The sequence below is a fragment of the Fulvimarina manganoxydans genome, from assembly GCF_900176465.1.
Lineage (GTDB): Bacteria > Pseudomonadota > Alphaproteobacteria > Rhizobiales > Rhizobiaceae > Fulvimarina > Fulvimarina manganoxydans.
On record NZ_FWXR01000003.1, the window covers coordinates 184,297 to 207,454 of the forward strand.

Here is a 23,158-nt window from a genome sequence, read left to right on the forward strand (position 1 = left end):
GCAATGCGCCGCCGATCACAAAAGCCACCCGCGCTCGTAGGCGGGACTGGACGACAGGAGACATGACCGATGGCCGAGGCCGTTTCGCTTTCCTTCCCCGATAATTCCGTTCGCGACTATCCGCCCGAGACCACCGGCGCCGATATTGCCTCAGGGATTTCCAAATCTCTGGCCAAAAAAGCCGTTGCCTATGCGCTCGATGGCGAGGTGCGCGATCTGGCCGATCCGGTCAGACGGTCCGGCGCGCTCGAGATTCTGACGCGCGACGATCCACGCGCCCTCGAACTCATCCGCCACGACTGCGCCCATGTTCTTGCCGAGGCCGTTCAGGAACTTTGGCCGGGCACCCAGGTCACCATCGGCCCGGTGATCGAAAACGGCTTCTATTATGATTTCGCGCGCGAAACGCCTTTCACGCCCGACGACTTGCCGGTCATCGAAAAGAAGATGGCTGAGATCATCCAGCGGAACAAACCCTTCGCCAAGGAGGTCTGGGACCGTCAAAAGGCAAAGGACGTGTTCGCCGAGAAGGGCGAAGGGTTCAAGGTCGAGCTGGTCGATGCGATCTCGGAAGACCAGGACGTCAAGATCTACAGCCAGGGCGAGTGGTTCGATTTGTGTCGCGGCCCGCATATGGCCTCGACCGGTCAGGTGGGTGATGCTTTCAAGCTGATGAAGGTGGCCGGCGCCTATTGGCGCGGCGACTCCACCCGGCCGATGCTCTCGCGCATCTATGGCACGGCCTGGGCCACCAAGGATCAGCTGAAAGCCTATCTCCATATGCTGGAGGAGGCGGAAAAGCGCGACCACCGCAAGCTCGGCCGCGAGATGGATCTGTTCCATTTCCAGGAGGAAGGGCCGGGCGTCGTTTTCTGGCACTCCAAGGGCTGGCGCATGTTCCAGAGCCTTGTCGCCTATATGCGGCGGCGGCTGGATGGCACCTATGAGGAAGTGAATGCGCCTCAGATCCTCGACAAGGCGCTATGGGAGACCTCCGGTCACTGGGGCTGGTATCAGGAGAACATGTTTGCGGTGAAGTCGGCGCATGCCTTCACCCATCCGGATGACGAAGATGCCGATCACCGGGTTTTCGCCATCAAGCCGATGAACTGTCCGGGGCATGTCCAGATCTTCAAGCATGGTCTGAAGTCTTACCGCGAACTGCCTATTCGCTATGCCGAATTCGGCAATGTCCATCGCTACGAGCCCTCCGGCGCACTGCATGGGTTGATGCGGGTGCGCGGCTTTACGCAGGACGACGCCCACGTTTTTTGCACTGAAGATCAGCTTGCCGCCGAATGCATGCGGATCAACGATCTGATCCTGTCGACCTATGCCGATTTCGGGTTTCAGGAGATCACGGTGAAACTCTCGACCCGGCCGGAAAAGCGCGTCGGCTCGGACGAGAATTGGGATCATGCCGAGCGCATCATGGCGGGCGTGCTCGACGAGATCGCCGCCAAGTCCGGCGGCCGGATCAAGACGGCGGTCAATCCGGGCGAGGGCGCGTTTTACGGGCCGAAATTCGAATATGTTCTGCGCGACGCGATCGGCCGCGACTGGCAATGCGGCACGACCCAGGTCGATTTCAATCTGCCGGAGCGTTTCGGTGCCTTCTATATCGACGAGACATCGGAGAAGAAGCGCCCGGTCATGATCCACCGCGCCATCTGCGGTTCGATGGAGCGCTTCCTCGGCATTCTCCTGGAGAACTATGCCGGCCATATGCCGCTTTGGTTCGCGCCGGTCCAAGCGGTGGTCGCGACGATCACCTCCGACGCCGATGATTATGCGCGGGAGGTCGTCGAAGAGTTGCGGGCGGCGGGACTCAAGGTCGAGCTCGATCTGCGCAACGAGAAGATCAACTACAAGGTCCGCGAGCATTCGCTGGCCAAGGTCCCGGCGATCCTCGTCTGCGGCAAGCGTGAGGCTGAAGAGAAGACGGTTAATATCCGCCGGCTGGGTTCCAATACACCGTCTTCCAAGACGCTCGCCGAGGCCGTCGCCGCCTTGAGCGAGGAGGCGGTGGCACCGGATCTTGCCCGTGGTATGAGCCGCAAGGCCGCCTCGAACGACGCATGAGAGTGGCGAGGCGTCGCCGCTCAGTCGACTTGCCGTTCAGCGTGGCATCTGCATAACCTCAATCCCATGGCGAGAGTTCTTGCCATGGGATGTCTATTCGGCGAGCTGCACCGGGCGATGGACCGCGCGACACCTAATCTAGAAGAACGGAAGGCCCTTGAGGCAAACCGCCGGCGGGCCGCCGCCGACAGCGTGATGGACGCATTGGAGCGTTATGCAAAAGCCCATGGGGGGCGCTTCCATGTCGTCGGCTCGGCGGTGACGGGGCAGATGCGCTATGACAGCGATCTCGACGTGCTCGTCGAGTTTCCTCCCAACCATGAGCATGATGCCTTCACCTTCGTCGAGGATCTTTGCATTGAGCACCGTCTGCCGCTCGACGCGCTTGCATTCCGTACGATGTCGGCACGCTTTCTTGCCCGCAATGCCGACAGGATGGTGACGTTCGGATGACGGACGCACGCTGGCTTGACGTCGAGGATGATTTCACGTCGGCCAGTCGGCACTTCGCGAATGCGGTTTTGCTCTTTGAGGCGAACGGCTTTGCGGGCGAGGAGCTCGAAGCTTATCGAGCTCGCATGGCTTTGATGCATGCGCTTCAGTCGGGCTATAGTTCGGTTGAAGCTGGGCTTGTCCGTGTCCTTGAAATCATCGGCGAGGAATTACCTGTCGGCGCCGACTGGCATGCCGTCTTGATCCGTCGGTTCTCCCGTGCCCGTAATGGTGATGCTCCAAGGCCTGCTTTGATCAATGCCGCAATTGCTCGCGATCTCGATGAAGCACGGCGCTTTCGGCACCGCGCTATGCACGCTTATGACGACTTCGAGGTTGAACGTGCGCGCCCCACGATCGAAGCGGCGAAGCGTCTGGCAATTGCGCTGAGGCCTCTGGCCGCGAATCTCCGGACAGTCTTTTGAGCCACTCCGCAGGGTGCTCAGCGTCCTGTCGGCCGCTATATCGCTCCCCCATCCTCCTAGCCCTTGATCATTCCAACCTTAGCTCTGCAGAGATCGCCGATGACCGAGTTCTTCGCATTCTACGGATCGCTTCGCCGCGACGCCGTCGATGCCATGGCGCCTGGAAAGGCCGATCTAGCAGCCTATCGCGGAACCTGCCTTCTCGCCGGAACTCTCAGGGCGCATGGTCCCTATCCAGGCTATTTTCCGTCGGTTTCGGCGGGCCTTCAGGCCGATCCGCTCAGTGCTTCCGCAATCGGTCCGGGGGGTGTGGTCTTGGCCGATCTCTACGAGGTTCTACGCCCCGAGGCTTTCCCGGTCTTCGATGGCTGGGAAGACTACGACCCGGCGAACGAAGAGGCCTCTCCCTATCTGCGCCGGCTCGTGCGGCCGATCGATTCTGGCCTTGATGTCTGGGTGTATGTGTCCCGCCAAAGCATGCACGATCCGCTCGTGCCGGACGGCGACTGGTTGGCATATTTGGATCGAAGGGGACATTGAGACTGTCCGGCCCGATGACGCGTCGTCGAAGCAAAAGTGGCCGGCCGGTCATCCCGCGGCGGTACGAGGAAACCACCTGAGCAGGAGACCGACCGACCGCCCCACGGGACCCAGGAGATGCGGCGGACCTGAGCATTCCATGGGGTAGCGCTGAATTTCTTCTAACCCCGCCCTTGTTCCGGGCACTGTCGAACGTCGCTGATAACAGGCGCGAATGCAACGACCTTTCATTCAATTCGATTGCAAGTTTGAAGACTTGGTTAACGAAGATGGGTGATCGCCCATGTTCGGCTCGACGCGATTGCGGCCCGCATGCTTGGCCCGGTAGAGCGCTTCGTCGGCACGGCGCATCAGCGTAAGAGGGCTTTCGCCATCGTCCGGAAAGACGGCCACACCGGCACTGAGCGTCACATCCAAGTTCTGGCCGTCTGGCAAAACGACCGGGCACGTCGAGATGGTTTCGCGCACACGCTCGGCACCGGCGATCGCCATACGGATGTCCGCATTCGGCATGAGGACCGCAAACTCCTCGCCACCCACGCGGCAGGCAAGGTCGCTCGCGCGGATGCTTGTCTCGAGACGGCGGGAAAATTCCCGCAAAACTGCGTCACCCACATCATGACCGAATCGATCATTGATCGATTTGAAATGATCGAGGTCGGCCAAGAGAACGGCAAAAGAGCCATTGCGCCTCGATGCCTGTTTGACGGCGCGATCGAGATGAGCGTCCAGGAAACGTCGATTGTGAAGCCCGGTGAGACCGTCGATGACGGCGAGTTCGAGCGTTCTTTCGACTGTCTTTCTGAGGTTTTCGCTATAGCGTTGGCGCGCGAGCTGCGTCCGAATCCGAGCCACGAGCTCGTTGGGATCGATGGGCCGTTGCACATAATCATGGGCGCCGAGTTCGAGGGCCCGCGCGGCCGTGGCGTCGTCTTCCGTTGGGGTGATTGCGACGATCGGAAGGCTGCGGAGGCGCTCGTCGGAGCGCGCCCTGGCGAGAAATCGCAATGGATCGCCGCGATCGCGATGGACGAGATCGATTATGGCCAGGCTCACGCCGCCTTCGCGAAGGTCGTTCAACGCTTCATTGGGATCGGATGCAGTCGCGGTGATCGCAATCTCGTCGATCATGAAACCAATCCTCTGGGCTTCCTCCCGCCGCTCGCTGAATGTGAGGATGCGATGACGATGAAGACTGCCTCGTCCGTCCGGATTGTCGGAGACGATCAGCTCGCTCGCCGTTTCGGCGCGCCTGCGAAGCTCGTCCGTCATCTGCTTCAGGCGCGTCAGGCTGCGCACCCGGGAAAACAGCGGCAGATCGCGAACCGGCTTGGTCAGAAAATCATCGGCGCCCGCCTCAAGGCCCCGAACGCGATCCGACGGATGATCCAGCGCCGTGATGAGGACGACCGGCAGATGCTGCGTCTGCGGATCGGATTTGATTCGCGCGCACAATTCGAACCCGTCCATTCTCGGCATCATGACGTCGCTGAGCACGAGATCGAAGGATTCCGACTGGCACAGCCGGAGCGCGTCCTCGCCCGATGTGGCGCTGACGATGTCGAAATATTCCGCAGACAGCCGCGCTTCGAGGAGGCGCAGATTGATCGGGTTGTCATCGACGATGAGGACGCGGCCGCTCATCCTACTCTCCCGTGTCAGCCGTCCTTCAGAAACGATTTGATCGTCTCGATGAATTTCGGCACCGATATTGGTTTGGAGATATAGGCTTCGCATCCACCTTCGCGAATGCGCTCTTCGTCGCCTTTCATGGCGAAAGCCGTCACCGCGATGACGGGGATGCGCCGCAGTTCTGGATCGTCCTTGAGCTTCCGAGTGACCTCAAGACCAGAGATTTCAGGCAGTTGAATGTCCATGAGGATCAGATCTGGCCGGTGCTCGCGCGCGAGTTCGACAGCGTTCAGCCCGCTGCGCGTCTGAACGGTCTCGTAACCATAGGCCTCGATCAGATCGCGAAAGAGCTTCATGTTGAGCTCGTTGTCCTCGACGATCATCACGGTCTTCGCCATCCGCGCTACTCCTGCCTCGACCGACGGCCGAATGTCCGGTATCGATCTCTCCGGTGTAGACTCATTTCATTGAATAATTCGCAATGGTACCGTTGCATTCGATTAAGGATAATGGCGCTTTGAAGGTCCACCGCACCAGCGAAGCAACGCGCGAGGTCGCCGAGGCCATCGCCGTGGAAGCGCTCGGTTTCATCGCCTCCGATCCAATCCTGTTCGACCGTTTTTGTGGTGTGACCGGGCTCAGCGCCGACGAGATGCGCGCTGCCGCTGGCGAGCCGGGTTTTCTCGGGGGAGTGCTCGACTTCGTGACCGCTCATGAGCCGACCCTCATGGCGTTCTGCGAGAGCTCGGAGCGGTCGCCTGAGCTTGTCGCGCGTGCTGGCCACCTCATCGGTGGTGACGTTCCGTGGGATGACGCATCGTGACAAAAGCGAGCGCCGGACCCCGGATCGACGAATTGGAGCGCCGCCGGGACGCCCTTCTCATTCTGGATGTCGACGAGGTCGTTCTTGAATTCATCGCCCCGTTCCAGAAAATTCTTTCGGACCATGGCGCCCATCTTCATGCCGACAGCTTCAAACTGACCGGCAATGTCCGTTCGATGTCGACGGGCACGGCGTTGACGGGCAACGAACTCGATCAGATCACCTTGCGCCTTTACGAGGAACAGGAAACGCGCCAGCCCGTGGTCGAAGGCGCCCATGCGGCTCTTCGCGCCCTCAATCAGGACATCGATATTCTGTTCCTGACGGCCATGCAGCCGAGCTATTACGATCACAGACGCAGACTTCTCGACCGGGAAGGCTTCACCTATCCAATGATCGCGACCGAGCGATCCAAAGGCGCCGTGGTCAGTGATCTTTCCGAAAGATGGGATGGACCGATCGTCTTCGTCGACGATCTTCCGCCCAATCTTCAGTCGGTTCGCCTCAGCTGTCCGTCGGCCCATCTCGTTCATCTCATGGCCAACGACGTGTTTCGCCCGCATCTGCCGCCACTTCCGCCCGGCGCCACGCCGGCACGCGATTGGAGCGAGGCCGAGCGGATCATCCGACGGGTCATATCCGCCTGACCGCCGCGTTCGCGGCGGCAAGGCTCTCCAAGCGCGAGCGTCAAACGAGTTCCACATCGATGACGCCCGTCGCCGCCTTTACGGCACTCGCCATTTGCGGGGAGACCCGATATCGGCCGGGCAGGGTGATCTCGACCTCGCGATCACCGTCTTCTCGGAGCAAGATGATCGCAATCTCGCTGTCGCCCTGAGTCTGAAGCTGATCGCGAAAGGCGGAGAGGGGCGTCTCGTCGCGCATCGTAATGCGCAGAGCCTTCTGCATGCGCACGGCTTCATCTTCGAGCGATTGGACCGACTGCGCGCGGAAGGAAACACCTTCCGGTCGCTCTTCGGCTGCAGCGGTGACGATCACCGACGCACCGGGCTCCAACTGATCGCGGAATGTCGAGAGCGCCTCCGAGAAGAGGACCAGTTCATATTGTCCGCTCGGATCGGACATTGCCACGATACCGAGCTTTCCGCCATTGCGCGTCTTTCGTTCTTGGCGGCTGGTGACTGTGCCGGCCATTCGCACCGCGGTCGCCCCGCGCTTGACGGCCGCGATCGCTTCCGAATGGGACAGGACGCGAAGCCGTTTCAAGGTGGCCCGATATTCGTCGAGCGGATGAGCCGAAAGGTGGAACCCGATCGCCTGGAACTCTCGCAATAGCTTTTCGGAAGACGTCCACAAAGCCGTTGGCCCGAGACGCAAGGGCTCGGGCTCCGAGGACAGGCTGCCGAACATGTCGGACTGGCCTGAGACGCGCGCTTCGGCGATGCGCGCCGCATAGGCCATCATGCGCTCCACATTGCCCATCAACACCGAACGCTCATGGCCGAAACAGTCGAGCGCGCCGGCCGCGATCAGGAATTCGAAGGTGCGTTTGTTGATGATTTTCGGATCGATCCGCGTACAGAAATCCTCCAACGAGGCGAACGGCTTGTTCCCGCGCCGCTCGACAATATGCTCGGCGGCATGTTCGCCGACGCCCTTGATTGCGGCGAGCGCATAGAAGATCCGGTTTTCCCCGACCTCGAAGCTGCGATGAGACGTCTGCACCGAGGGGGGCACCACTTCGATCCCCAGCCGTCCAGCGTCCAAGCGGAAATCGTTGAGCTTTTCGGTGTTCCCGGCATCGAGCGTCATGGATGCGGCCAAAAATTCGGTCGGGTAGTTCGCCTTCAGATAGGCCGTCTGATAGGCGACCAGCGCATAAGCGGCGGCATGGGATTTGTTGAAGCCGTAATTGGCGAATTTGGCGAGCAGATCGAAGATCATGTCCGCCTGCGCCTTGTCGATCCCGCGCTCCACGGCGCCTTCGACGAAGCGGATCCGTTGTTTGTCCATTTCCGCGCGGATCTTCTTGCCCATGGCTCGGCGCAGAAGGTCGGCTTCGCCTAGCGAATAGCCGGCAAGCACCTGCGCGATCTGCATCACCTGTTCCTGATAGATGATGACGCCCTGGGTCTCCTTGAGGATCGAGGCGATCTTCGGATGAATGAAGTCCGGCTCCTCCTCGCCATGCTTGCGCGCATTGTAGGTCGGAATGTTCTCCATCGGACCCGGGCGATAGAGCGCGACGAGGGCGATGATGTCCTCGAATTGGTCCGGCCGCATACCGATCAGGGCTTTGCGCATCCCGACCGATTCCACCTGGAACACGCCGACGGTTTCACCACGCGTCAGCATCTCGAAGGTTGGCTTGTCGTCGAGCGGAATGGCGGACAGGTCGATCTCGACGCCGCGGCGCGCGATCAGAGAGACCGCCGTCTGCAGCGTCGTGAGGGTCTTCAGGCCGAGAAAGTCGAATTTCACGAGGCCAGCCGGTTCAACCCATTTCATATTGAACTGGGTGACGGGCATGTCCGAACGCGGATCGCGATACATCGGGACCAGCTTATGGAGCGGGCGATCGCCGATCACGATGCCGGCGGCATGGGTCGAAGCGTGGCGATAGAGACCTTCGAGCTTCAAGGCAATCGAGATCAGCCGATCGACGACCTCCTCCTTCTCGCGCGCTTCCTTCAGACGCGGCTCTTCCTCCAGCGCTTGGGCAAGCGTTACGGGGTTGGCGGGATTGGCCGGGACGAGTTTGCAGAGCTTGTCCACATGGCCGTAGGACATTTCGAGAACGCGGCCGACGTCGCGAAGAACGGCGCGGGCCTGCAGCGTTCCGAAGGTGATGATCTGGCCGACTTGCTCGCGTCCATATTTGGCCTGGACGTAGCGGATCACCTCTTCGCGACGATCCTGGCAGAAGTCGATGTCGAAGTCCGGCATCGAGACGCGTTCGGGATTGAGAAAGCGCTCGAAGAGAAGCGAGAAGCGGAGCGGATCGAGATCGGTGATCGTCAGCGCGTAGGCGACGAGGGAGCCCGCGCCCGAACCACGGCCCGGGCCGACGGGAATGCCTTGCGCCTTAGCCCATTTGATGAAGTCGGCCACGATCAGGAAGTAGCCGGGAAACTGCATCTTCTCGATAATCGACAGCTCGAAATCGAGCCTCTCGCGGTAGTCTTCGACCGTGTATTCGGGCGCCATTCCGAGCTTTTCGATGCGCGCGTCGAGACCTTCGAACGCCTGACGGCGCAACTCGGCGGCCTCGGCCCGTTCAGCTTCCACAGGATCGGCATCGGCGCCGGCAAAGCGAGGCAGGATCGGATTTCGCACCCGCGGGCGATAGCTGCAGCGCATGGCGATCTCGATCGTCGAGGCCAGCGCTTCGGGCAGGTCGGCGAAGAGCTCCGCCATCTCGGCCTGGGTCTTCAGACAGTGATCGCGTGAAAGCTTGCGGCGCTCCTCATGGCTGACGAGTCGGTTGTCCGCGACGGCGAGCAGTGCGTCATGGGCGGTGTAATCGTCCGGACAAGCGAAGAAGGGTTCGTTGGTCGCAACGATCGGCAGCTCGTGATCATAGGCGAGCCGCAGTGTCTCGGCCTCAACCCGCCGACTATAGCCTTCCTGCCGCTGCAACTCGACATAGAGCCGATCCCCGAACAGGGCTTTCAGACGGCAAAGCCTCTCTTCCGCCATGGCATCGCGATCGGCCGCCAGCGCGATACCCAGCGGGCCGCGCGGACCGCCCGTCAGGGCGATCACATCCTCCGTAAGCTCGTCGAGCCACGCCGCCTTCAGGTGAGCGCGCGCATGGCCGTCGTGCCGCAGATAGGCCATGGATACGAGTTCGATGAGATTGGCATAACCCGCTTCGCTCGCCGCGATGAAAACCATCGGCGCGGTCGATAGGGACGCGCGATCGCGGTCTGTTTCGCCGTCTTCGAAATCGATGTCGAGCTGGCAGCCGATGATCGGCTGGAGACCGCTCTTGGACGCCTTCTCGGAGAATTCCAGGGCCCCGAACAGATTATTGGTGTCCGCGATTCCGACCGCCGGAGCGCCGTCGGCGACCGCGAATTTGATGATTTGGTCGAGCTTGATCGCGCCTTCTAAGAGCGAATAGGCGCTGTGGGTGCGCAGATGCACGAAGCTGAGTTTCGGATCGGTCTCGGCCATGGCATGTCCTGCAATATGTCTGCGACCATTCCGCCAAATGCTCGATGGGACGTTCGAGCTCGGAAGACGCCGATCGCGGAGAATGAGTGCTCGAACTTAGCTCCCCGGTAGCCGACGAGCCATAGGCTCTCGCTGCCGTTTGGCTGTGGTCCCCAGTTTTTTGCAGCCAATCTCCAAACGCACATTCGGCCGTCCTTGTGCGAGATCGTGGTCTTGGGTGTCGAACTGCCAAGCGATCAGGCGGCTACATGGAATGAATGAAGATCGTCAGAGACAGGACAAAGCCGGTCACCGCAAACAAGGACACCACGTCTTTCGCCAAATCACGCATGCTGCTCTCCTCGGTTTGTACGGTATTTGTTCCTTTCTTGTTCTCTTTTGTCAAGCCGGTTGATTCGTTTTGGCCCTTATCGCCTGCCTTTTAGCAGCGCGTCGGGACGCTAACGCTCTGTCGAGAAAAGGGAATTGGCGATCACATCAATGAGAACAAAATGAACTCGAAAGAGAGGCCGACGCATGCGCTTCGACGAGCTTCGTTGGATTGGCGGCGCCATCATGTCCGCTTAGCATGGCTCTTGGTCGGGGCCGCAAATACAAAAAAAGCGCCGCTCGATCGGAGCGACGCTTTTCGATTTCTATCGATTTCGACTGCGGAAGCAGCTGAGGTCCTGGCAAAAGGCCTTACTTGATCTTCGTCTCGCGGAAGTCGACGTGCTTGCGCACGACCGGGTCGTATTTCCGCTGAACCAACTTCTCGGTCATCGTACGGCTGTTCTTGCGCGTGACGTAGAAATAGCCGGTATCGGCCGTCGAGAGAAGCTTGATCTTGATCGTTGTCGCCTTGGCCATGGCCCTGTCCGTTCGCTTGATGCCGGTTCGCCTCGGCCAGTCCTGACGGATGCCGTCGGGGCGGAGAGAAGCGGCTGAAATTGGTTGTTGCGCCCGTTCTCCCCAAAGATTTCGCGAGGGACGAACGCAAAACCGCCGACGCAACGCGTCGGCGAATTCGGGCGGACCTTACTCATGCGCCCTTGGAAGTCAAGGGCCTCGCCAGCGTCAAGCGCAATTCAGCGCATGATGCGACGCCCGACGACAAGCATCAGATAGAGGCCGAAGAAGAGGGCAAGCGACCAAGCAAAGCCATCGGGGCCGAAGAGATCCATGCCCGACCCGATGATTTGGGGGCCAAGCAGCATGCCTGCGGAATAGCAGAAAATGAAGGCCGCGTTGGCGGATGCGAGGTCCGATGACGAGACGCGGGTGCCGAGATGGGCGAGGCCGACCGTATAGAGGCCGGCAACAACACCGCCCCAGACGAAGAGAAGGCATGCCATCACATACCAGTTCGCCGCGATCCAAGGCAGAAGAAGCGTGCCGCATAGGCCGACGGCGGCGAAGAGGAGGAGGAGATTGCGGCGGTCCTTCACGCGGTCGGACAGGAGCCCGATCGGAATCTGCATAACGACATTGCCGAGACCGATCACCGTGAGGAGCTGGGCGGCCGAGGCCTCGTCATAGCCCATCCGATTGCCGAAGACGGGAAAGAGGGCAAAGCCGCCGGCTTCGACGGCGCCGAAGACGAGAACAGCGCCGGTCGCCGTAGGAATCAACACGATATAGCGCCAGAAGCTTTTGAAATGGCTGGCATCCTCGATGATCGGATGGCGGTTCCAAGCCAAGATCAGCGGAATGGCGGAGGCAAGAATGACGCCCGCTCCGATCCCGAAGGGAAGGAAACCAGTCGAGCCGACCTGGCTGAAGATCCAAGGGCCTGCTGCAAAGCCGAGCGACAAGACCGTCGCATAGATGCCGAGGACGAAGCCACGGGAGCGCGGCGGGGCGGCGGCATTGATCCAAAATTCGGACAGAATGAAGAGGGCGGTGATCGAGAAGTGGAAGACAAGTCGGAGGGGAAACCAGACCCAAAATTCAGTGAAGATATAGAAGCCGACCGCCGAGGCCGCCCCGCCGACGATCGCCATCAGCATGGCGTTGCGAACGCCCACATAGCGGGCGATCGGCGTGACGAGAGGGGCGGCGATCAGCGAGGCGATCCCGGCGACGGCGGTATTGGCGCCGATCATCGTGGCGGAGATGCCGCGACGCTCCAAAATTACGCTGAGAAGGGGAAGACCGAGGCCGAGCGCGATGCCGACGGCGCTGATCGAGGCGATTGCGGCGCCCGCCGCCACCCAATCGACACGTTCGAGCCGGGCCTCGGCCTCTTCGAGAATGTCGTCGGGTTTCCTGCGCTGATCCATGGCGTCGAACTCCGCCCTTTGCTGCCGTCAAATCAGATCGCGAAGGAAGGCCTGGCCCTGCCTGCGATAGAAGGGAATCGGGTGATTGGGGTCATAGAGTGTCCCGGCGACAAAGCGAGACTGAACGTCCTGTAGGATGGCGCGCGTGATCGCGGCAAGGGGCATGTCGCCGGTCTCGCTGAGGCGCACCCAGCCAATGTCCTCCAATTCCAAAGTGGGCGGATCGAATTGCGGTGCATCCGGCTCGACGAGATTGGAACGGCAGGTGACGAAGAAACGCGTGTCATATCGATGGCTTCCGCCCGGCGGGGTCACTGCGCGGGCAAGAGGCGTCAGCCACTGAGGGCGCGGATGGAAGCCGGCGGGCGCGTTATAGGGCCAGCCCAAGTCGGGTTCCGCGTCACCATGCTCTTGCGCCCCGATGAGCAAGCCCGTCTCCTCGAAAGTCTCGCGAATGGCCGCCAAAGCGAGAGCCGAGGCTTCGACAGTATCGATCGACGATTCGATGTGGAGGCGATCCAGCGCCGGTTGGTTCAGCCTATGATGCTTGGCCAGCTTGCGGTCACAGGGCTCAACGCCGCCGCCTGGAAAAACGAAGACCCCGGGCATGAAACGATGGTGGCGCCCCCGGCGGCCCATCAGAACGGCGGGACTCTCGCTTTCGTCCAGAATGACGAGAGAGGCCGCAGGCCGGATCGCGACAGGCGGGTGACCGAGCGCTTCGAGCTCGGCCGCTTCTTTGAGGAGCTTTTGCCACAAGGGGCCAGCGCTCACTCACCCTCCTCGGGCTTGCCGCCGAAGCCACCGAGCTTCAAAGCGTATTGCAGACCGATGGTCGCGCCCTTCAGGGGCTGCAGCAGGACGAGAGACATCAGCGCCGTGACCGGCACCCATACGGCGAGATGGGTCCACATCGACCATTCCACCATCTCTTCGGCCGCCATGAACAGCGCGACGACCACATGCCCGACGATGAAGATCGTGAGATAGGGCGGCAGATCGTCGGCCCGATGGTGATGGATTTCCTGGCCGCAGGCTTCGCAGGCGTCGACACTCTTCAGGAAACGCGCGAACAGATGGCCTTCGCCGCAATTGGGGCAGCGACAGCGCAGGCCCCGCAGCATGGCACTGGAAACGTCGCGCGGTGCCTGAAGATCGTTCGCGCGATCGATCGCATCGCTCGGAGCGGAGAGAGCCGTTGCCTGGGTCATCATTTGCGTCTCGTCTTTCTCTGGCCGGCCATCGCAGCCGCGCGCTTGGTCTTGCGCGATCGTGTGGCGCTCTTATGGAACGAGGCCGATCCTTTCGGCAATTTGCGCGGCTCGGTCAGCATCTCGAACTGCATCGAGCCGGCTAGAGGCAGGATATTGACGAGGCGAACCGAAACAGGGTCCCCCAATCGATATCCGTGGCTGCTGCGTTCGCCGACAAGGCAATGGGCCGCCTCGTCATAGCGGAAATACTCGTTTCCGAGCGTTGAGATAGGTACGAAGCCGTCTGCGCCATAGGTTGGCAGTGCTACGAAAAGGCCTGCTTTCGTCACCCCCGTGATACGGCCTTCGAAGTCCTCACCCACCTGGTCGGCCAGATAATGGGCGATCAGCCGGTCGACCGTGTCGCGCTCGGCCGCCATCGCGCGACGTTCGGCACGTGAGATCTCTTCCGCCGTATCGACGAGCGAGGCTTCGTCCTCTTTCGAAAGCCCGTCGTCGCCGAGATTGAGCGCCGTGATCAGCGCCCGATGGACGATGAGATCGGCATAGCGGCGGATCGGCGAGGTGAAATGGGCGTAACGCGCCAGATTGAGGCCGAAATGGCCGATATTGTCCGGTTGATAGACGGCCTGGGATTGGCTGCGCAACACCACCTCGTTGACGAGGCTCTCGTGCTCGGTGTCCTTCACCTGGGTGAGGATGCCGTTGAAATGGGAGGGTCGCAGCGCGCCGCTCTTGGCAAGCGAAATCTCGATCGTGCGCAGGAAATCACGCAGGGATTCGAGCCGCGCGAGGGACGGCGAATCGTGAACGCGATAGATCAGCGCCTGACGCTTCTGTTCGAGCGTTTCGGCCGCGGCCACATTGGCGAGGATCATGAACTCTTCGATCAGCCGATGGGCGTTCAGCCGGGGTGGCACGACGACGCGCTCGACGCGGCCCGCGCTGTCGAGCTTCAGCTTGCGCTCGGGCAGATCGAGGGCGAGGGGGCCTCGCTTGTCTCGTGCCGCCGATAAAAGTCCATAGGCTTCATAAAGCGGTCGCAGAACCTCGTCTCGGATCGCCGGCGAAACCTCGTTCGGCAAATCATCGATCGCGGCTTGCGCCTGTTCATAGGCGATGCGCGCATGGCTCTTCATCCAGATGCGATGAAAGCTGTGGCCGCGCTTCAGCCCATCCTTGCCGATCACCATACGCACGGCGAGGGCTGGGCGGTCGACGCCGTCCTTCAAGGAGCAGAGAACGTTCGAGATCACCTCGGGCAGCATCGGCACGACGCGATCGGGAAAATAGACCGAATTGCCGCGAAGCCGCGCTTCCGCGTCGAGCTTGGTTCCTGGCCGCACATAGGCCGCAACATCGGCGATCGCGACGGTGAGGATCATGCCGCCCGGATTGGATTCGTCGGGATCGGGCTCTGCATGGACCGCGTCATCGTGATCCTTAGCATCGGCCGGATCGATGGTGACGAGGGGGAGGGTGCGCCAATCCTCCCGCTTTTCGGAAAGCTTGCGAGAACGAGCGGCCTCGGCTTCCTGGAGTACGGCCTCCGGGAAGACATGCGGAATGCCATGGACGTGAAGAGCGATCGTCGAGATCGCGCGCTCGGAGCGGCCTGATGCGACCACTTCGACGACGCGCCCGATCGGCAGGCCAATGCGTCGCTGACGACCTGTGTCCACTTCGACGAGATCGCCGTCCTTGGCGCCGTTTTCGTCGCCCGGTCGGATGAGCACTTCGTTCTGCTTGCGCTCGACCGGCTCGATCCGCCCGCCGCCATGCTCGGCGGTCCGGAATACACCGAGCGCCAGCTTGTTGCTCTTTTGCAGGACGCGGATCACCCGCGCCGAGCGGGTGCCATCCTCGGCCTCGTCGATATGAGCGAGAATGCGCTCGCCGAGCCCGGCCGCCGGGCCTTTGCCGGTCTCCTGACGGACAGGCAATTGGGGCCGCTCACCCTGTTCGTCCTCGTCCCAATCGGCCGGTTCGGCGATCAGGCCACCTTCGGTGTCGCGCCGGCGGATCTCGAGGACGGCGACCGGCGGCAGGCCGCCAGGGCGCACGAAGCGCTTGCGCGTTCCGCCGAGGAGGCCTTCCGACTGAAGCTCGGCCAAGATGTCCTTCAGCGCGACCCGGTCGTCGCCTTTGACGCCGAAGGCTTTGGCGATATCGCGCTTGGTCGCGCGGCCAGGATTGTCCGCAACGAACCGCAGGACGGCCTCACGGCTGAGTTCGGGAGCCTTGTCCTGGGTTCGGTTGCGTGCCATCGATCAGCTCGCGTCCCAGGGCACGGTCTCGTCGCTCGTATCGACGGCTTTCTTCGAGCGGGACGATGAACTCGTCTTCTTGGTCGAAGCCGCGCTCTTCTTTGCGCTGCTCGCAGACTTGGCCTTGGCACCGCCCTTCGCCTCGCCATCGGCTTTGGCCGTCTTTTTCGATGCGGTCTTCTTGGCCGCAGACGGCTTCTTGCCGGTCTTTTCGGCGCGCTCATTGATGAGCTGGATAGCCTCTTCCAGCGTCACCGAATCCGGGTCTTTGCCCTTGGGCAGGGTGGCGTTGATCTTGGCGACCGAGACGTAAGGTCCGAAGCGCCCGTCGCGAACGGTGATATCGCCGCCGAAGGTCGGGTGCTCTCCAAGTGTCTTCAGCGCCGCTGGCGCCGCGCGGCCTTTGCCACCCTTTTCCCGCTTCTCGGCGATCAGCGAGACGGCACGGTTGAGACCCATTTCGAAAAGGTCGTCGACGCTCTCCACATTCGCATAGGTCTTCTGGTGCTGAACGTAAGGCCCGTATCGTCCCAGATTGACGAGGATCGGCTCGCCGTCTTCAGGATGCTTTCCGACCTCGCGCGGCAGGGTGAGGAGCTTCAGGGCCTTGTCGAGATCGATGCTCGACGGGTCCCAGCCCTTCGGCACGGAGGTCCTGGCCGCTTCCTTGCCTTCGCCGCGCTGAACATAGGGGCCGAAGCGGCCGGTGCGCAGGGTGACCATCTCGCCCGTATCGGGATCGGTGCCGAGCTCTTTCGGGCCGTCGCCAGCCGGATCATCGGCAGCATCGGCCGACAGGCTCGTGCCGAGCTGACGGGTGAAATTGCATTCGGGATAGTTGGAGCAGCCGACAAAGGCGCCGAATTTGCCGAGTTTCAAGGACAGCTGGCCGTCGCCGCAGCGCGGGCAGGCGCGCGGATCGGTGCCGTCCTCTCGCTCGGGGAAGACAAGCGGCGCGAGATCCTCGTTCAATGCATCGAGAACGTCAGAGACGCGCAACTCCTTGGTGCCGTCCACATGGGCCGAGAAGTCGCGCCAGAACTCGCGCAGAACCTCTTTCCAGTCGAGCTCGCCGGCGGAAATCTTGTCGAGCTTCTCTTCGAGGCTCGCCGTGAAATCATACTCCACATAGCGGTCGAAGAAGTTCTGCAGGAAGGCGGTGACAAGCCGTCCCCGTGCGTCAGGGAGGAGCTTACGCTTGTCGACCACGATATAGTCGCGGTCCTGCAGGGTCTGAAGCGTCGCCGCGTAGGTGGAGGGCCGGCCAATGCCGAGCTCTTCCATCTTTTTGATGAGCGAGGCTTCCGAGTAGCGCGGCGGCGGCTCGGTGAAATGCTGGGTGGCGTCGATCGAGCGGCGCTCGGCCCGCTCTTTCGCGCTCATTTCCGGCAGACGCTTGTCGTCGTCGTCTTCGTCGCTTTCGCCAGCGCTCCTGGAGTCGTCGCGATGGTCGACATAGGCGGCGAGGAAGCCGTCGAAGCGGATGACCTGACCGCTCGCCCTGAGCTGTGCCGTCTTGTCGCTCGAGGTCGCGAGGATCTCCACCGTCGTGCGCTCGATCTCGGCCGAGGCCATCTGGCTGGCGATGCCGCGCTTCCAAACCAGTTCGTAAAGGCGCAGCTGGTCGCGGTCCAAGAAGCGCTCGACATCCTTGGGCGAGCGGGCAAAGCTCGTGGGACGGATCGCTTCGTGGGCTTCCTGGGCGTTCTTGGCCTTGGTCGAGTAGTGGCGCGCCTTCTCCGGCAGATAGCGCTTGCCGAAGCCGGTTTCGATCGCTTCGCGGGCGTTGGCGATCGCCTCGGGCGCCATCTGGACGCCGTCGGTTCGCATATAGGTGATGAGGCCGACCGTTTCGCCGCCGAGCTCGACGCCCTCATAGAGCTTCTGCGCCACCTGCATGGTACGCGAGGCCGAGAAGCCGAGCTTGGCGGAGGCCGCCTGCTGGAGGCTGGAGGTGGTGAAAGGCGGGCCGGGATTGCGCCGTGTGGGCTTGGCTTCGACGCTCTCGATCCGGAAAGCGGCGTTCTCCAGCATCCGCTTGACGGTGCCGGCCTTGTCACCATTGCCGATCGACAGGCGCTGGATCTTCTCGCCGTCGAAGGCGGTCAGACGCGCGTCGAAGGCGTCTCCTCGCTCGGTCGCAAGATGCGCGACGACCTGCCAGTATTCCTCCGGCTTGAAGCGCTCGATCTCCGATTCCCGGTCGCAGACGAGCCGGAGGGCGACCGACTGGACGCGGCCCGCCGAACGGGCGCCCGGCAGTTTGCGCCAGAGGACCGGAGACAGCGTGAAGCCGACGAGATAGTCGAGCGCGCGGCGGGCGAGATAGGCCTCGACCAGCGGCTCGTCGATCTGGCGCGGATTGGCGATCGCGTCGAGCACCGCCTGTTTGGTGATCGCGTTGAAAACCACGCGGCTGATCGGCTTCTTGCCGAGCGCCCGCTTCTGGCGCAGCACCTCGAGGACGTGCCAGGAAATCGCCTCGCCCTCTCTGTCGGGGTCGGTGGCCAGAACGAGGCTGTCGGCGCTCTTCATCGCCTGGGCAATTTCGCTCAGGCGCTTCTGAGAGGGTTTGCCAACCTCCCAGCTCATCGCGAAGTCTTCGTCCGGCCGCACCGAACCGTCCTTGGGCGGGAGGTCACGCACATGGCCGTAGGAGGCGAGCACCTTATAGCCGCTGCCGAGATACTTGTTGATCGTCTTCGCTTTAGCCGGCGATTCGACGATGACGAGGTCCATGGATGGCGTAGTCCCGCAGCTTCACTGAAATCATCGCGGAAGTGACCTCCCGCACGGCGGGCTTCGCGCCCAAGCCGCCTCGTCACATGGACATAGCGCAACGGCCGGTCAAGTGCGGGCAAAAAACGAGCCGTCGCCTGTTGCAACCAATAGTAGATTCGATTTATTGGTTTCACCTCAGCATTGAATGCTGCATCCTGAATTGCGCATCGACTCCTGCAAAGAGGTTCGGCATGGCAGACGCGAATGAGCGCTCTGGCGAGGACGCGTTGAGCCGTCTCACCTATGTCAAGGACATGCTGCCCCAATTGCGGGCGCTGGCCTGTGGATCGGAGCCGAGTTTCCTCGCCTATCTCTTCGACATGACCCGAGCCGAGCTCGAAGCCGAAATCCGGCGTGCGTCGGGCGAGGAGGAAAGCGGGCGACGTAAGACCGGCTGATCGAGCGCCAAGCGGCGACGCGCATGTCCGTCTAAAGAAGGATCGAGACCGTTCCGTCGGAATGGCGTTCCAGGCGCCCGGCAAGGTCGAGTTCGAGAAGAACGAGCTGTACCGCGCCGGGATTGGCCCCCGTATGATCCACGATGTCGTCGATCGAGACCGGCGTCGGTCCGAGGGCCTCGACGATCTTGTCGCGCTCCCCTTGAACTGGCTCCTCCGAGGCGCTTTCGTCGATCGGTTCGTCGAAAACGTCGCCCGACGGAGGCGACATGCGCGCGTCGAGCGGGCGGAGGCCGTCGATTACGTCGGCGGGCTCGGTCGCGACGATCGCCCCGTCTTTCAAGAGACGGTTGGTCCCTCCCGCTCTTGGATCGAGAGGCGAGCCGGGCACGGCAAAGACGAGGCGACCCATTTCGCCAGCCAACCGCGCGCTGATCAGCGAGCCGGATCGCATCGCCGCCTCGACCACGAGAAGACCCAGGGAGAGGCCTGCCACCACCTTGTTGCGCCGGGGAAAATCGACGGCGCGCGGTTCCCAGCCGAAGGGCATTTCGGAGACGAGGCAGCCGCCGCCATCGACGATCCTGCGCATCAGCGGCTTGTTTTCCGGCGGGTAGGGGCGATCGAGTCCGCCTGCGAAGACACCGATCGTGCCGGTTGAAAGGGCCGCCTCGTGGGCTGCGGCGTCGATCCCTCGGGCAAGGCCCGAGACGACGGCATAGCCCGCCTTGCCGAGTTCGGCCGCAAAGCTCTTCGTCAGCTTGATACCCGAGAGCGAGGCATTGCGCGCACCCACGATGCCGACCGTCGGACGCGCCAAGACGGCTGCGTCACCCATGATGGCGAGGATCGGCGGGCATTGGTCGCTGATGCGCAGGAGCGACGGGAACTCCGGTTCGCCGAGGCAGATGAAACGCGCGCCGAGCCGAGCCGCCTTCGCCATTTCCTCCTCCACAGCCGCCCGGTCGGCGATGCGGATGCGGCGACCGCCGCGCGCGGCAAGCTCGGGGAGGGCGGCGAGCGCGGCCTCCGCCCCGCCGAACCGATTGATCAACTGGCGGAAGGTGATCGGCCCGACATTTTCGGAGCGGTAGAGCCTCAGCCAGGCCAGCCGCATCTCGTCGGTCATCGCAATGCCCGAAGAGCGGCCACCCGGCTGCTTCATGATTTCGCGCCGATGCGGCCTTCCGTCCCGGCGACCAGCCGACGGATATTGCCGTGATGCTTCAAATAGACGAGGGCAGTCATGGCGGCGGTGAGGATCGCCGCGACCCCGTAGCCGAAGATCCAGGCGGCGAGCGGCACGGCGAGCGTCGCCGTCAGGGCGGCGAGCGAGGAATAGCGGCTCGCCCAGGCGACCAGCAGCCAACAGAGGGCGAAAACGAGGACGAGGCTCGGCGCGAAGCCGAGAAGCACGCCGAGATAGGTCGCAACGCCCTTGCCGCCCTTGAAGCGCAGCCAGACGGGAAAGAGATGGCCGCAAAAGGCTGCAAAGCCCGCGACGGCACCGGGGATCAGGCCGAAAGGCAGAAAGACGAGGATCGGAACCGTCCCCTTCAGGACATCGCCCGCCAGCGTCGCGGCCGCCATCTTCTTGTTGCCGGTCCGCAAGGCATTGGTCGCCCCGATGTTTCCTGAACCGATTTTGCGAATGTCTCCGAGCCCGAAAAGCTTGGCGAAGACGAGGCCATAGGGCACCGAGCCGGACAGATAGCCGATCAGAGCGGCAAGGAAGAGAAGGGGCGCGCCCGCCTCGGTCATGGCTTTGCGTCCTTATCCGATTCAGCCGAGAACACCTCCCGGCCCGCGACGAAGGTCTTTTCGACCCGCCCTTGGAAAAGCGCGTTCTCGAAGACCGTGTTCTTCGACTTCGAGCGGATCATGGTTTCGTCGAAGAGGAAAGGGGCGTCGAGATCGATCAGGGCGAAATCGGCCGGACGCCCGGCCTGAAGCGTGCCGCGATCGAGGCCGAGAAGGCCGGCGGGCGCGCTGGTGACGGTCTCGATCAGGCGCATCAGCGGAATATCACCGGAGTGATAGAGCCTGAGGGCACCTGCAAGAAGCGTCTCCAGACCGATGGCGCCGGCTTCCGCCTCGGCGAAGGGTCGGCGCTTGCCGTCGGCGTCCTGCGGATCGTGAGAGGAGACCAGAATGTCGATCGTGCCGTCCCTCAAGGCCTCGACCATGGCGAGCCGATCCTCCTCACCTCTCAAAGGTGGCGAGAGCCGGAAGAAGGTGCGGTATTCGCCGATATCGTTCTCGTTGAGCGTGACGTGATTGATCGAGACACCGCCGCTCGCGCGCACGCCCTTGTCTTTGGCGACCCGCAAAACGCGCGCCGATTCGGCCAGCGAGATTTTCGCGGCGTGATAGCGGCAGCGGGTGAGGGCGGCGAGGCGCAGATCGCGCTCCAGGGGGATGATCTCGGCTTCTCCCGGCGCGCCGGGCAGGCCCAGCCAGGAGGCGAGAAGCCCTTCATTCATGACGCCGCGACCGGTCAGGTCCGCGTCCTGCGTCTCATGCATGATGAGCGCGTCGAGATCGCGCGCATAGGTCATGATGCGGCGGAAGAGGGCCGGGTTCTCGATCGTGTGCTGGCCATCGGTGAAGGCCGGCACGCCGGCATGTTTCAACAGGCCGAGCTCGGTCATCTCGCGCCCTTGCAGCCCCCGCGTCATGGCAGCCGCAGGGAAGACGTTGACGATCGCCGTCTCGCGCGCCGTGCGCATGACGAATTGTGCGATCGCCACATCGTCGACCACCGGATTGGTGTCCGGCATGGTGAGGATCGAGGTGACGCCGCCGGCAGCCGCAGCACGCGAGGCCGAACGGATGGTCTCGCGATGCTCGCCGCCCGGCTCGCCGATGAAGACGCGCGCATCGACGAGCCCCGGAATGGCGAGGAGGCCCGAACCGTCGATCCGTCTCGCCCCGTCCGGCGCGCCTTGATTGGCGGCGCCGCGTCCGGCCTCCAGGATCGAGCCATCGGCGGCGATCAGGGTTCCGACTTCGTCGATCCCGCGCGACGGGTCGAGAACGCGCACATTCTCGACGACGAGAGGGGCGTTGTCCGAATTCGACGCGGCGGCGATCATCGCGGCTCTCCGTTATGGCTGACGAGCGCCTCGATCACCGCCATGCGCACGGCGACGCCCATCTCCACCTGTTCCTCGATGACGCTTTGAGGGCCGTCGGCAATGTCCGAGGCGATCTCGACGCCTCGGTTCATCGGGCCGGGATGCATGACCAGCGCATCGGGCTTGGCCGCTCTGAGCTTCTCGCCGTCGAGGCCGAAATAGCGGAAATATTCACGCACCGAGGGCACGAAGGCGCCCTCCATCCGCTCGCGCTGGAGCCGAAGCATCATCACGACATCGGCCCCGGCGAGGCCGTCCTCCATCCGATGGAAGACCTCGACGCCCATCTTCTCGATACCGCTCGGCAGAAGCGTCGAAGGTGCGACGACGCGAACACGGGCGCCGAGCGCGTTGAGGAGAAGGATATTAGAGCGTGCGACGCGAGAATGCAGAACATCGCCGCAGATCGCCACCGTAAGGCGCTCGATCTTTCCCTTGTGTCGGCGGATGGTCAGGGCGTCGAGAAGGGCCTGGGTCGGGTGTTCGTGCTGGCCGTCGCCCGCATTGACCACCGAACAGGCGACCTTCTGGGCGAGCAGCGCGACGGCCCCTGCCGCATGATGGCGCACGATCAGAATGTCGGGCTGCATGGCGTTCAGCGTCATCGCCGTGTCGATGAGCGTTTCACCCTTCTTCACGGAGGAATTGGCGACCGACATGTTCATGACGTCGGCACCCAGCCGCTTGCCGGCGATCTCAAAGCTCGCCTGGGTGCGGGTGGAGGCCTCGAAGAACAGATTGATCTGGGTGCGACCCTTCAGGACCGAGTTCTTCTTGTCGGGCCGCCGGCTAATGGCGACGGCCGTTTCGGCCCGGTCGAGGAGATCGACGATCTCCTGGGGGGCAAGGCCGTTGATGCCAAGAAGATGGCGACGGCCGGAGGGCGTGTTGGACGGTGTCATCGAGGATTGGCCTATAGGCAAAGACAGTCCGCCGGGCAAGAACGCAGCGCGGCGGTTAAGGTTA

The 23,158-nt window shown here is 62.5% G+C and carries 20 protein-coding genes; 7 read left to right on the forward strand and 13 right to left on the reverse strand.

From position 1 onward, the window contains the following. Positions 1-69 precede the first annotated feature (69 nt). The 4 genes from thrS to B9A15_RS05365 all read left to right on the forward strand — a co-directional run bounded on the left by thrS (position 70) and on the right by B9A15_RS05365 (position 3,539). Positions 70-2,082, forward strand: a complete 2,013-nt coding sequence (gene thrS / locus B9A15_RS05350) for a threonine--tRNA ligase (protein ID WP_084409002.1) — start codon at positions 70-72, stop codon at positions 2,080-2,082. A gap of 117 nt (positions 2,083-2,199) precedes the next feature. Further along, positions 2,200-2,535 (forward strand): nucleotidyltransferase domain-containing protein, encoded by a 336-nt coding sequence (locus B9A15_RS05355; protein ID WP_170923176.1) that lies wholly within the window; start codon positions 2,200-2,202, stop codon positions 2,533-2,535. Then, on the forward strand, positions 2,532-2,999 hold the full coding sequence (locus B9A15_RS05360) for a ribonuclease toxin HepT-like protein (RefSeq protein ID WP_084409004.1): 468 nt from the start codon (positions 2,532-2,534) through the stop codon (positions 2,997-2,999). Before B9A15_RS05355 ends, B9A15_RS05360 begins: the two co-directional genes overlap by 4 nt. Before the next feature lie 99 nt (positions 3,000-3,098). Continuing rightward, complete coding sequence (locus B9A15_RS05365) at positions 3,099-3,539, forward strand: gamma-glutamylcyclotransferase family protein (protein WP_084409005.1); 441 nt, start codon at positions 3,099-3,101, stop codon at positions 3,537-3,539. 231 nt (positions 3,540-3,770) lie between these two features. Here B9A15_RS05365 and B9A15_RS05370 read toward each other — a convergent pair whose 3' ends face one another. Further along, a complete protein-coding gene (locus B9A15_RS05370) occupies positions 3,771-5,183 on the reverse strand; it encodes a PleD family two-component system response regulator (RefSeq protein ID WP_084409006.1) in 1,413 nt (470 codons plus the stop codon). 14 nt (positions 5,184-5,197) lie between these two features. Continuing rightward, complete coding sequence (locus tag B9A15_RS05375) at positions 5,198-5,569, reverse strand: response regulator (RefSeq protein WP_084409007.1); 372 nt, start codon at positions 5,567-5,569, stop codon at positions 5,198-5,200. Between the two features lie 119 nt (positions 5,570-5,688). On the opposite strand from B9A15_RS05375, the gene B9A15_RS05380 reads away from it, so the two are divergent. Continuing rightward, positions 5,689-5,994 (forward strand): DUF3572 domain-containing protein, encoded by a 306-nt coding sequence (locus tag B9A15_RS05380; RefSeq protein WP_244556804.1) that lies wholly within the window; start codon positions 5,689-5,691, stop codon positions 5,992-5,994. After that, a complete protein-coding gene (locus B9A15_RS05385) occupies positions 5,991-6,641 on the forward strand; it encodes a hypothetical protein (protein WP_084409009.1) in 651 nt (216 codons plus the stop codon). Before B9A15_RS05380 ends, B9A15_RS05385 begins: the two co-directional genes overlap by 4 nt. Before the next feature lie 40 nt (positions 6,642-6,681). Here the strand turns inward: B9A15_RS05385 and dnaE are convergent, their stop codons facing one another. The 7 genes from dnaE to topA form a co-directional block, all read right to left on the reverse strand. Further along, complete coding sequence (gene dnaE, locus B9A15_RS05390) at positions 6,682-10,134, reverse strand: DNA polymerase III subunit alpha (RefSeq protein ID WP_084409010.1); 3,453 nt, start codon at positions 10,132-10,134, stop codon at positions 6,682-6,684. Between the two features lie 681 nt (positions 10,135-10,815). Then, on the reverse strand, positions 10,816-10,983 hold the full coding sequence (rpmG, locus tag B9A15_RS05395) for a 50S ribosomal protein L33 (protein WP_084409011.1): 168 nt from the start codon (positions 10,981-10,983) through the stop codon (positions 10,816-10,818). Between the two features lie 218 nt (positions 10,984-11,201). Further along, entirely contained in the window at positions 11,202-12,395 is a 1,194-nt protein-coding gene (locus tag B9A15_RS05400) for an MFS transporter (RefSeq protein WP_084409012.1), read from the reverse strand. Between the two features lie 27 nt (positions 12,396-12,422). Continuing rightward, positions 12,423-13,169 carry an NUDIX hydrolase gene (locus B9A15_RS05405; RefSeq protein ID WP_084409013.1) on the reverse strand — a complete coding sequence of 249 codons (747 nt, stop codon included), beginning with the start codon at positions 13,167-13,169 and terminating at the stop codon, positions 12,423-12,425. Next, the gene (locus tag B9A15_RS05410) at positions 13,166-13,609 is read right to left on the reverse strand and encodes a DUF983 domain-containing protein (RefSeq protein ID WP_425292947.1); all 444 of its coding nucleotides are present in this window, start codon (positions 13,607-13,609) and stop codon (positions 13,166-13,168) included. Before B9A15_RS05410 ends, B9A15_RS05405 begins: the two co-directional genes overlap by 4 nt. Continuing rightward, the gene (gene rnr, locus B9A15_RS05415) at positions 13,606-15,876 is read right to left on the reverse strand and encodes a ribonuclease R (RefSeq protein ID WP_084409014.1); all 2,271 of its coding nucleotides are present in this window, start codon (positions 15,874-15,876) and stop codon (positions 13,606-13,608) included. Before rnr ends, B9A15_RS05410 begins: the two co-directional genes overlap by 4 nt. Before the next feature lie 3 nt (positions 15,877-15,879). Further along, positions 15,880-18,615, reverse strand: a complete 2,736-nt coding sequence (topA, locus tag B9A15_RS05420; protein ID WP_084409015.1) for a type I DNA topoisomerase — start codon at positions 18,613-18,615, stop codon at positions 15,880-15,882. A 233-nt stretch (positions 18,616-18,848) separates the two neighbouring features. Between topA and B9A15_RS05425 the strand changes: the two genes are divergently transcribed. Next, entirely contained in the window at positions 18,849-19,055 is a 207-nt protein-coding gene (locus B9A15_RS05425) for a hypothetical protein (RefSeq protein ID WP_084409016.1), read from the forward strand. A 31-nt stretch (positions 19,056-19,086) separates the two neighbouring features. On the opposite strand, the gene dprA is transcribed toward B9A15_RS05425, so the two are convergent. Genes dprA through B9A15_RS05445 form a run of 4 tightly spaced genes read right to left on the reverse strand, consistent with a single transcriptional unit; the run spans position 19,087 to position 23,094 of the window. Further along, the gene (gene dprA / locus B9A15_RS05430; RefSeq protein ID WP_084409017.1) at positions 19,087-20,220 is read right to left on the reverse strand and encodes a DNA-processing protein DprA; all 1,134 of its coding nucleotides are present in this window, start codon (positions 20,218-20,220) and stop codon (positions 19,087-19,089) included. Beyond that, on the reverse strand, positions 20,217-20,816 hold the full coding sequence (gene plsY / locus B9A15_RS05435) for a glycerol-3-phosphate 1-O-acyltransferase PlsY (protein ID WP_084409018.1): 600 nt from the start codon (positions 20,814-20,816) through the stop codon (positions 20,217-20,219). Before plsY ends, dprA begins: the two co-directional genes overlap by 4 nt. Beyond that, complete coding sequence (locus B9A15_RS05440) at positions 20,813-22,150, reverse strand: dihydroorotase (protein WP_084409019.1); 1,338 nt, start codon at positions 22,148-22,150, stop codon at positions 20,813-20,815. The genes plsY and B9A15_RS05440 overlap by 4 nt, the downstream gene beginning before the upstream one ends. Beyond that, the gene (locus B9A15_RS05445; RefSeq protein ID WP_084409020.1) at positions 22,147-23,094 is read right to left on the reverse strand and encodes an aspartate carbamoyltransferase catalytic subunit; all 948 of its coding nucleotides are present in this window, start codon (positions 23,092-23,094) and stop codon (positions 22,147-22,149) included. The genes B9A15_RS05440 and B9A15_RS05445 overlap by 4 nt, the downstream gene beginning before the upstream one ends. Positions 23,095-23,158 lie beyond the last annotated feature (64 nt).

Coding starts and splice junctions, on each gene's coding strand:
- thrS (WP_084409002.1), top strand. CDS start 70: ATGGCCGAGGCCGTTTCGCTTTCCTTCCCCGATAATTCCGTTCGCGAC.
- B9A15_RS05355 (WP_170923176.1), top strand. CDS start 2,200: ATGGACCGCGCGACACCTAATCTAGAAGAACGGAAGGCCCTTGAGGCA.
- B9A15_RS05360 (WP_084409004.1), top strand. CDS start 2,532: ATGACGGACGCACGCTGGCTTGACGTCGAGGATGATTTCACGTCGGCC.
- B9A15_RS05365 (WP_084409005.1), top strand. CDS start 3,099: ATGACCGAGTTCTTCGCATTCTACGGATCGCTTCGCCGCGACGCCGTC.
- B9A15_RS05370 (WP_084409006.1), bottom strand. CDS start 5,183: ATGAGCGGCCGCGTCCTCATCGTCGATGACAACCCGATCAATCTGCGC.
- B9A15_RS05375 (WP_084409007.1), bottom strand. CDS start 5,569: ATGGCGAAGACCGTGATGATCGTCGAGGACAACGAGCTCAACATGAAG.
- dnaE (WP_084409010.1), bottom strand. CDS start 10,134: ATGGCCGAGACCGATCCGAAACTCAGCTTCGTGCATCTGCGCACCCAC.
- rpmG (WP_084409011.1), bottom strand. CDS start 10,983: ATGGCCAAGGCGACAACGATCAAGATCAAGCTTCTCTCGACGGCCGAT.
- B9A15_RS05400 (WP_084409012.1), bottom strand. CDS start 12,395: ATGGATCAGCGCAGGAAACCCGACGACATTCTCGAAGAGGCCGAGGCC.
- B9A15_RS05410 (WP_425292947.1), bottom strand. CDS start 13,609: ATGATGACCCAGGCAACGGCTCTCTCCGCTCCGAGCGATGCGATCGAT.
- rnr (WP_084409014.1), bottom strand. CDS start 15,876: ATGGCACGCAACCGAACCCAGGACAAGGCTCCCGAACTCAGCCGTGAG.
- topA (WP_084409015.1), bottom strand. CDS start 18,615: ATGGACCTCGTCATCGTCGAATCGCCGGCTAAAGCGAAGACGATCAAC.
- B9A15_RS05425 (WP_084409016.1), top strand. CDS start 18,849: ATGGCAGACGCGAATGAGCGCTCTGGCGAGGACGCGTTGAGCCGTCTC.
- dprA (WP_084409017.1), bottom strand. CDS start 20,220: ATGAAGCAGCCGGGTGGCCGCTCTTCGGGCATTGCGATGACCGACGAG.
- plsY (WP_084409018.1), bottom strand. CDS start 20,816: ATGACCGAGGCGGGCGCGCCCCTTCTCTTCCTTGCCGCTCTGATCGGC.
- B9A15_RS05440 (WP_084409019.1), bottom strand. CDS start 22,150: ATGATCGCCGCCGCGTCGAATTCGGACAACGCCCCTCTCGTCGTCGAG.
- B9A15_RS05445 (WP_084409020.1), bottom strand. CDS start 23,094: ATGACACCGTCCAACACGCCCTCCGGCCGTCGCCATCTTCTTGGCATC.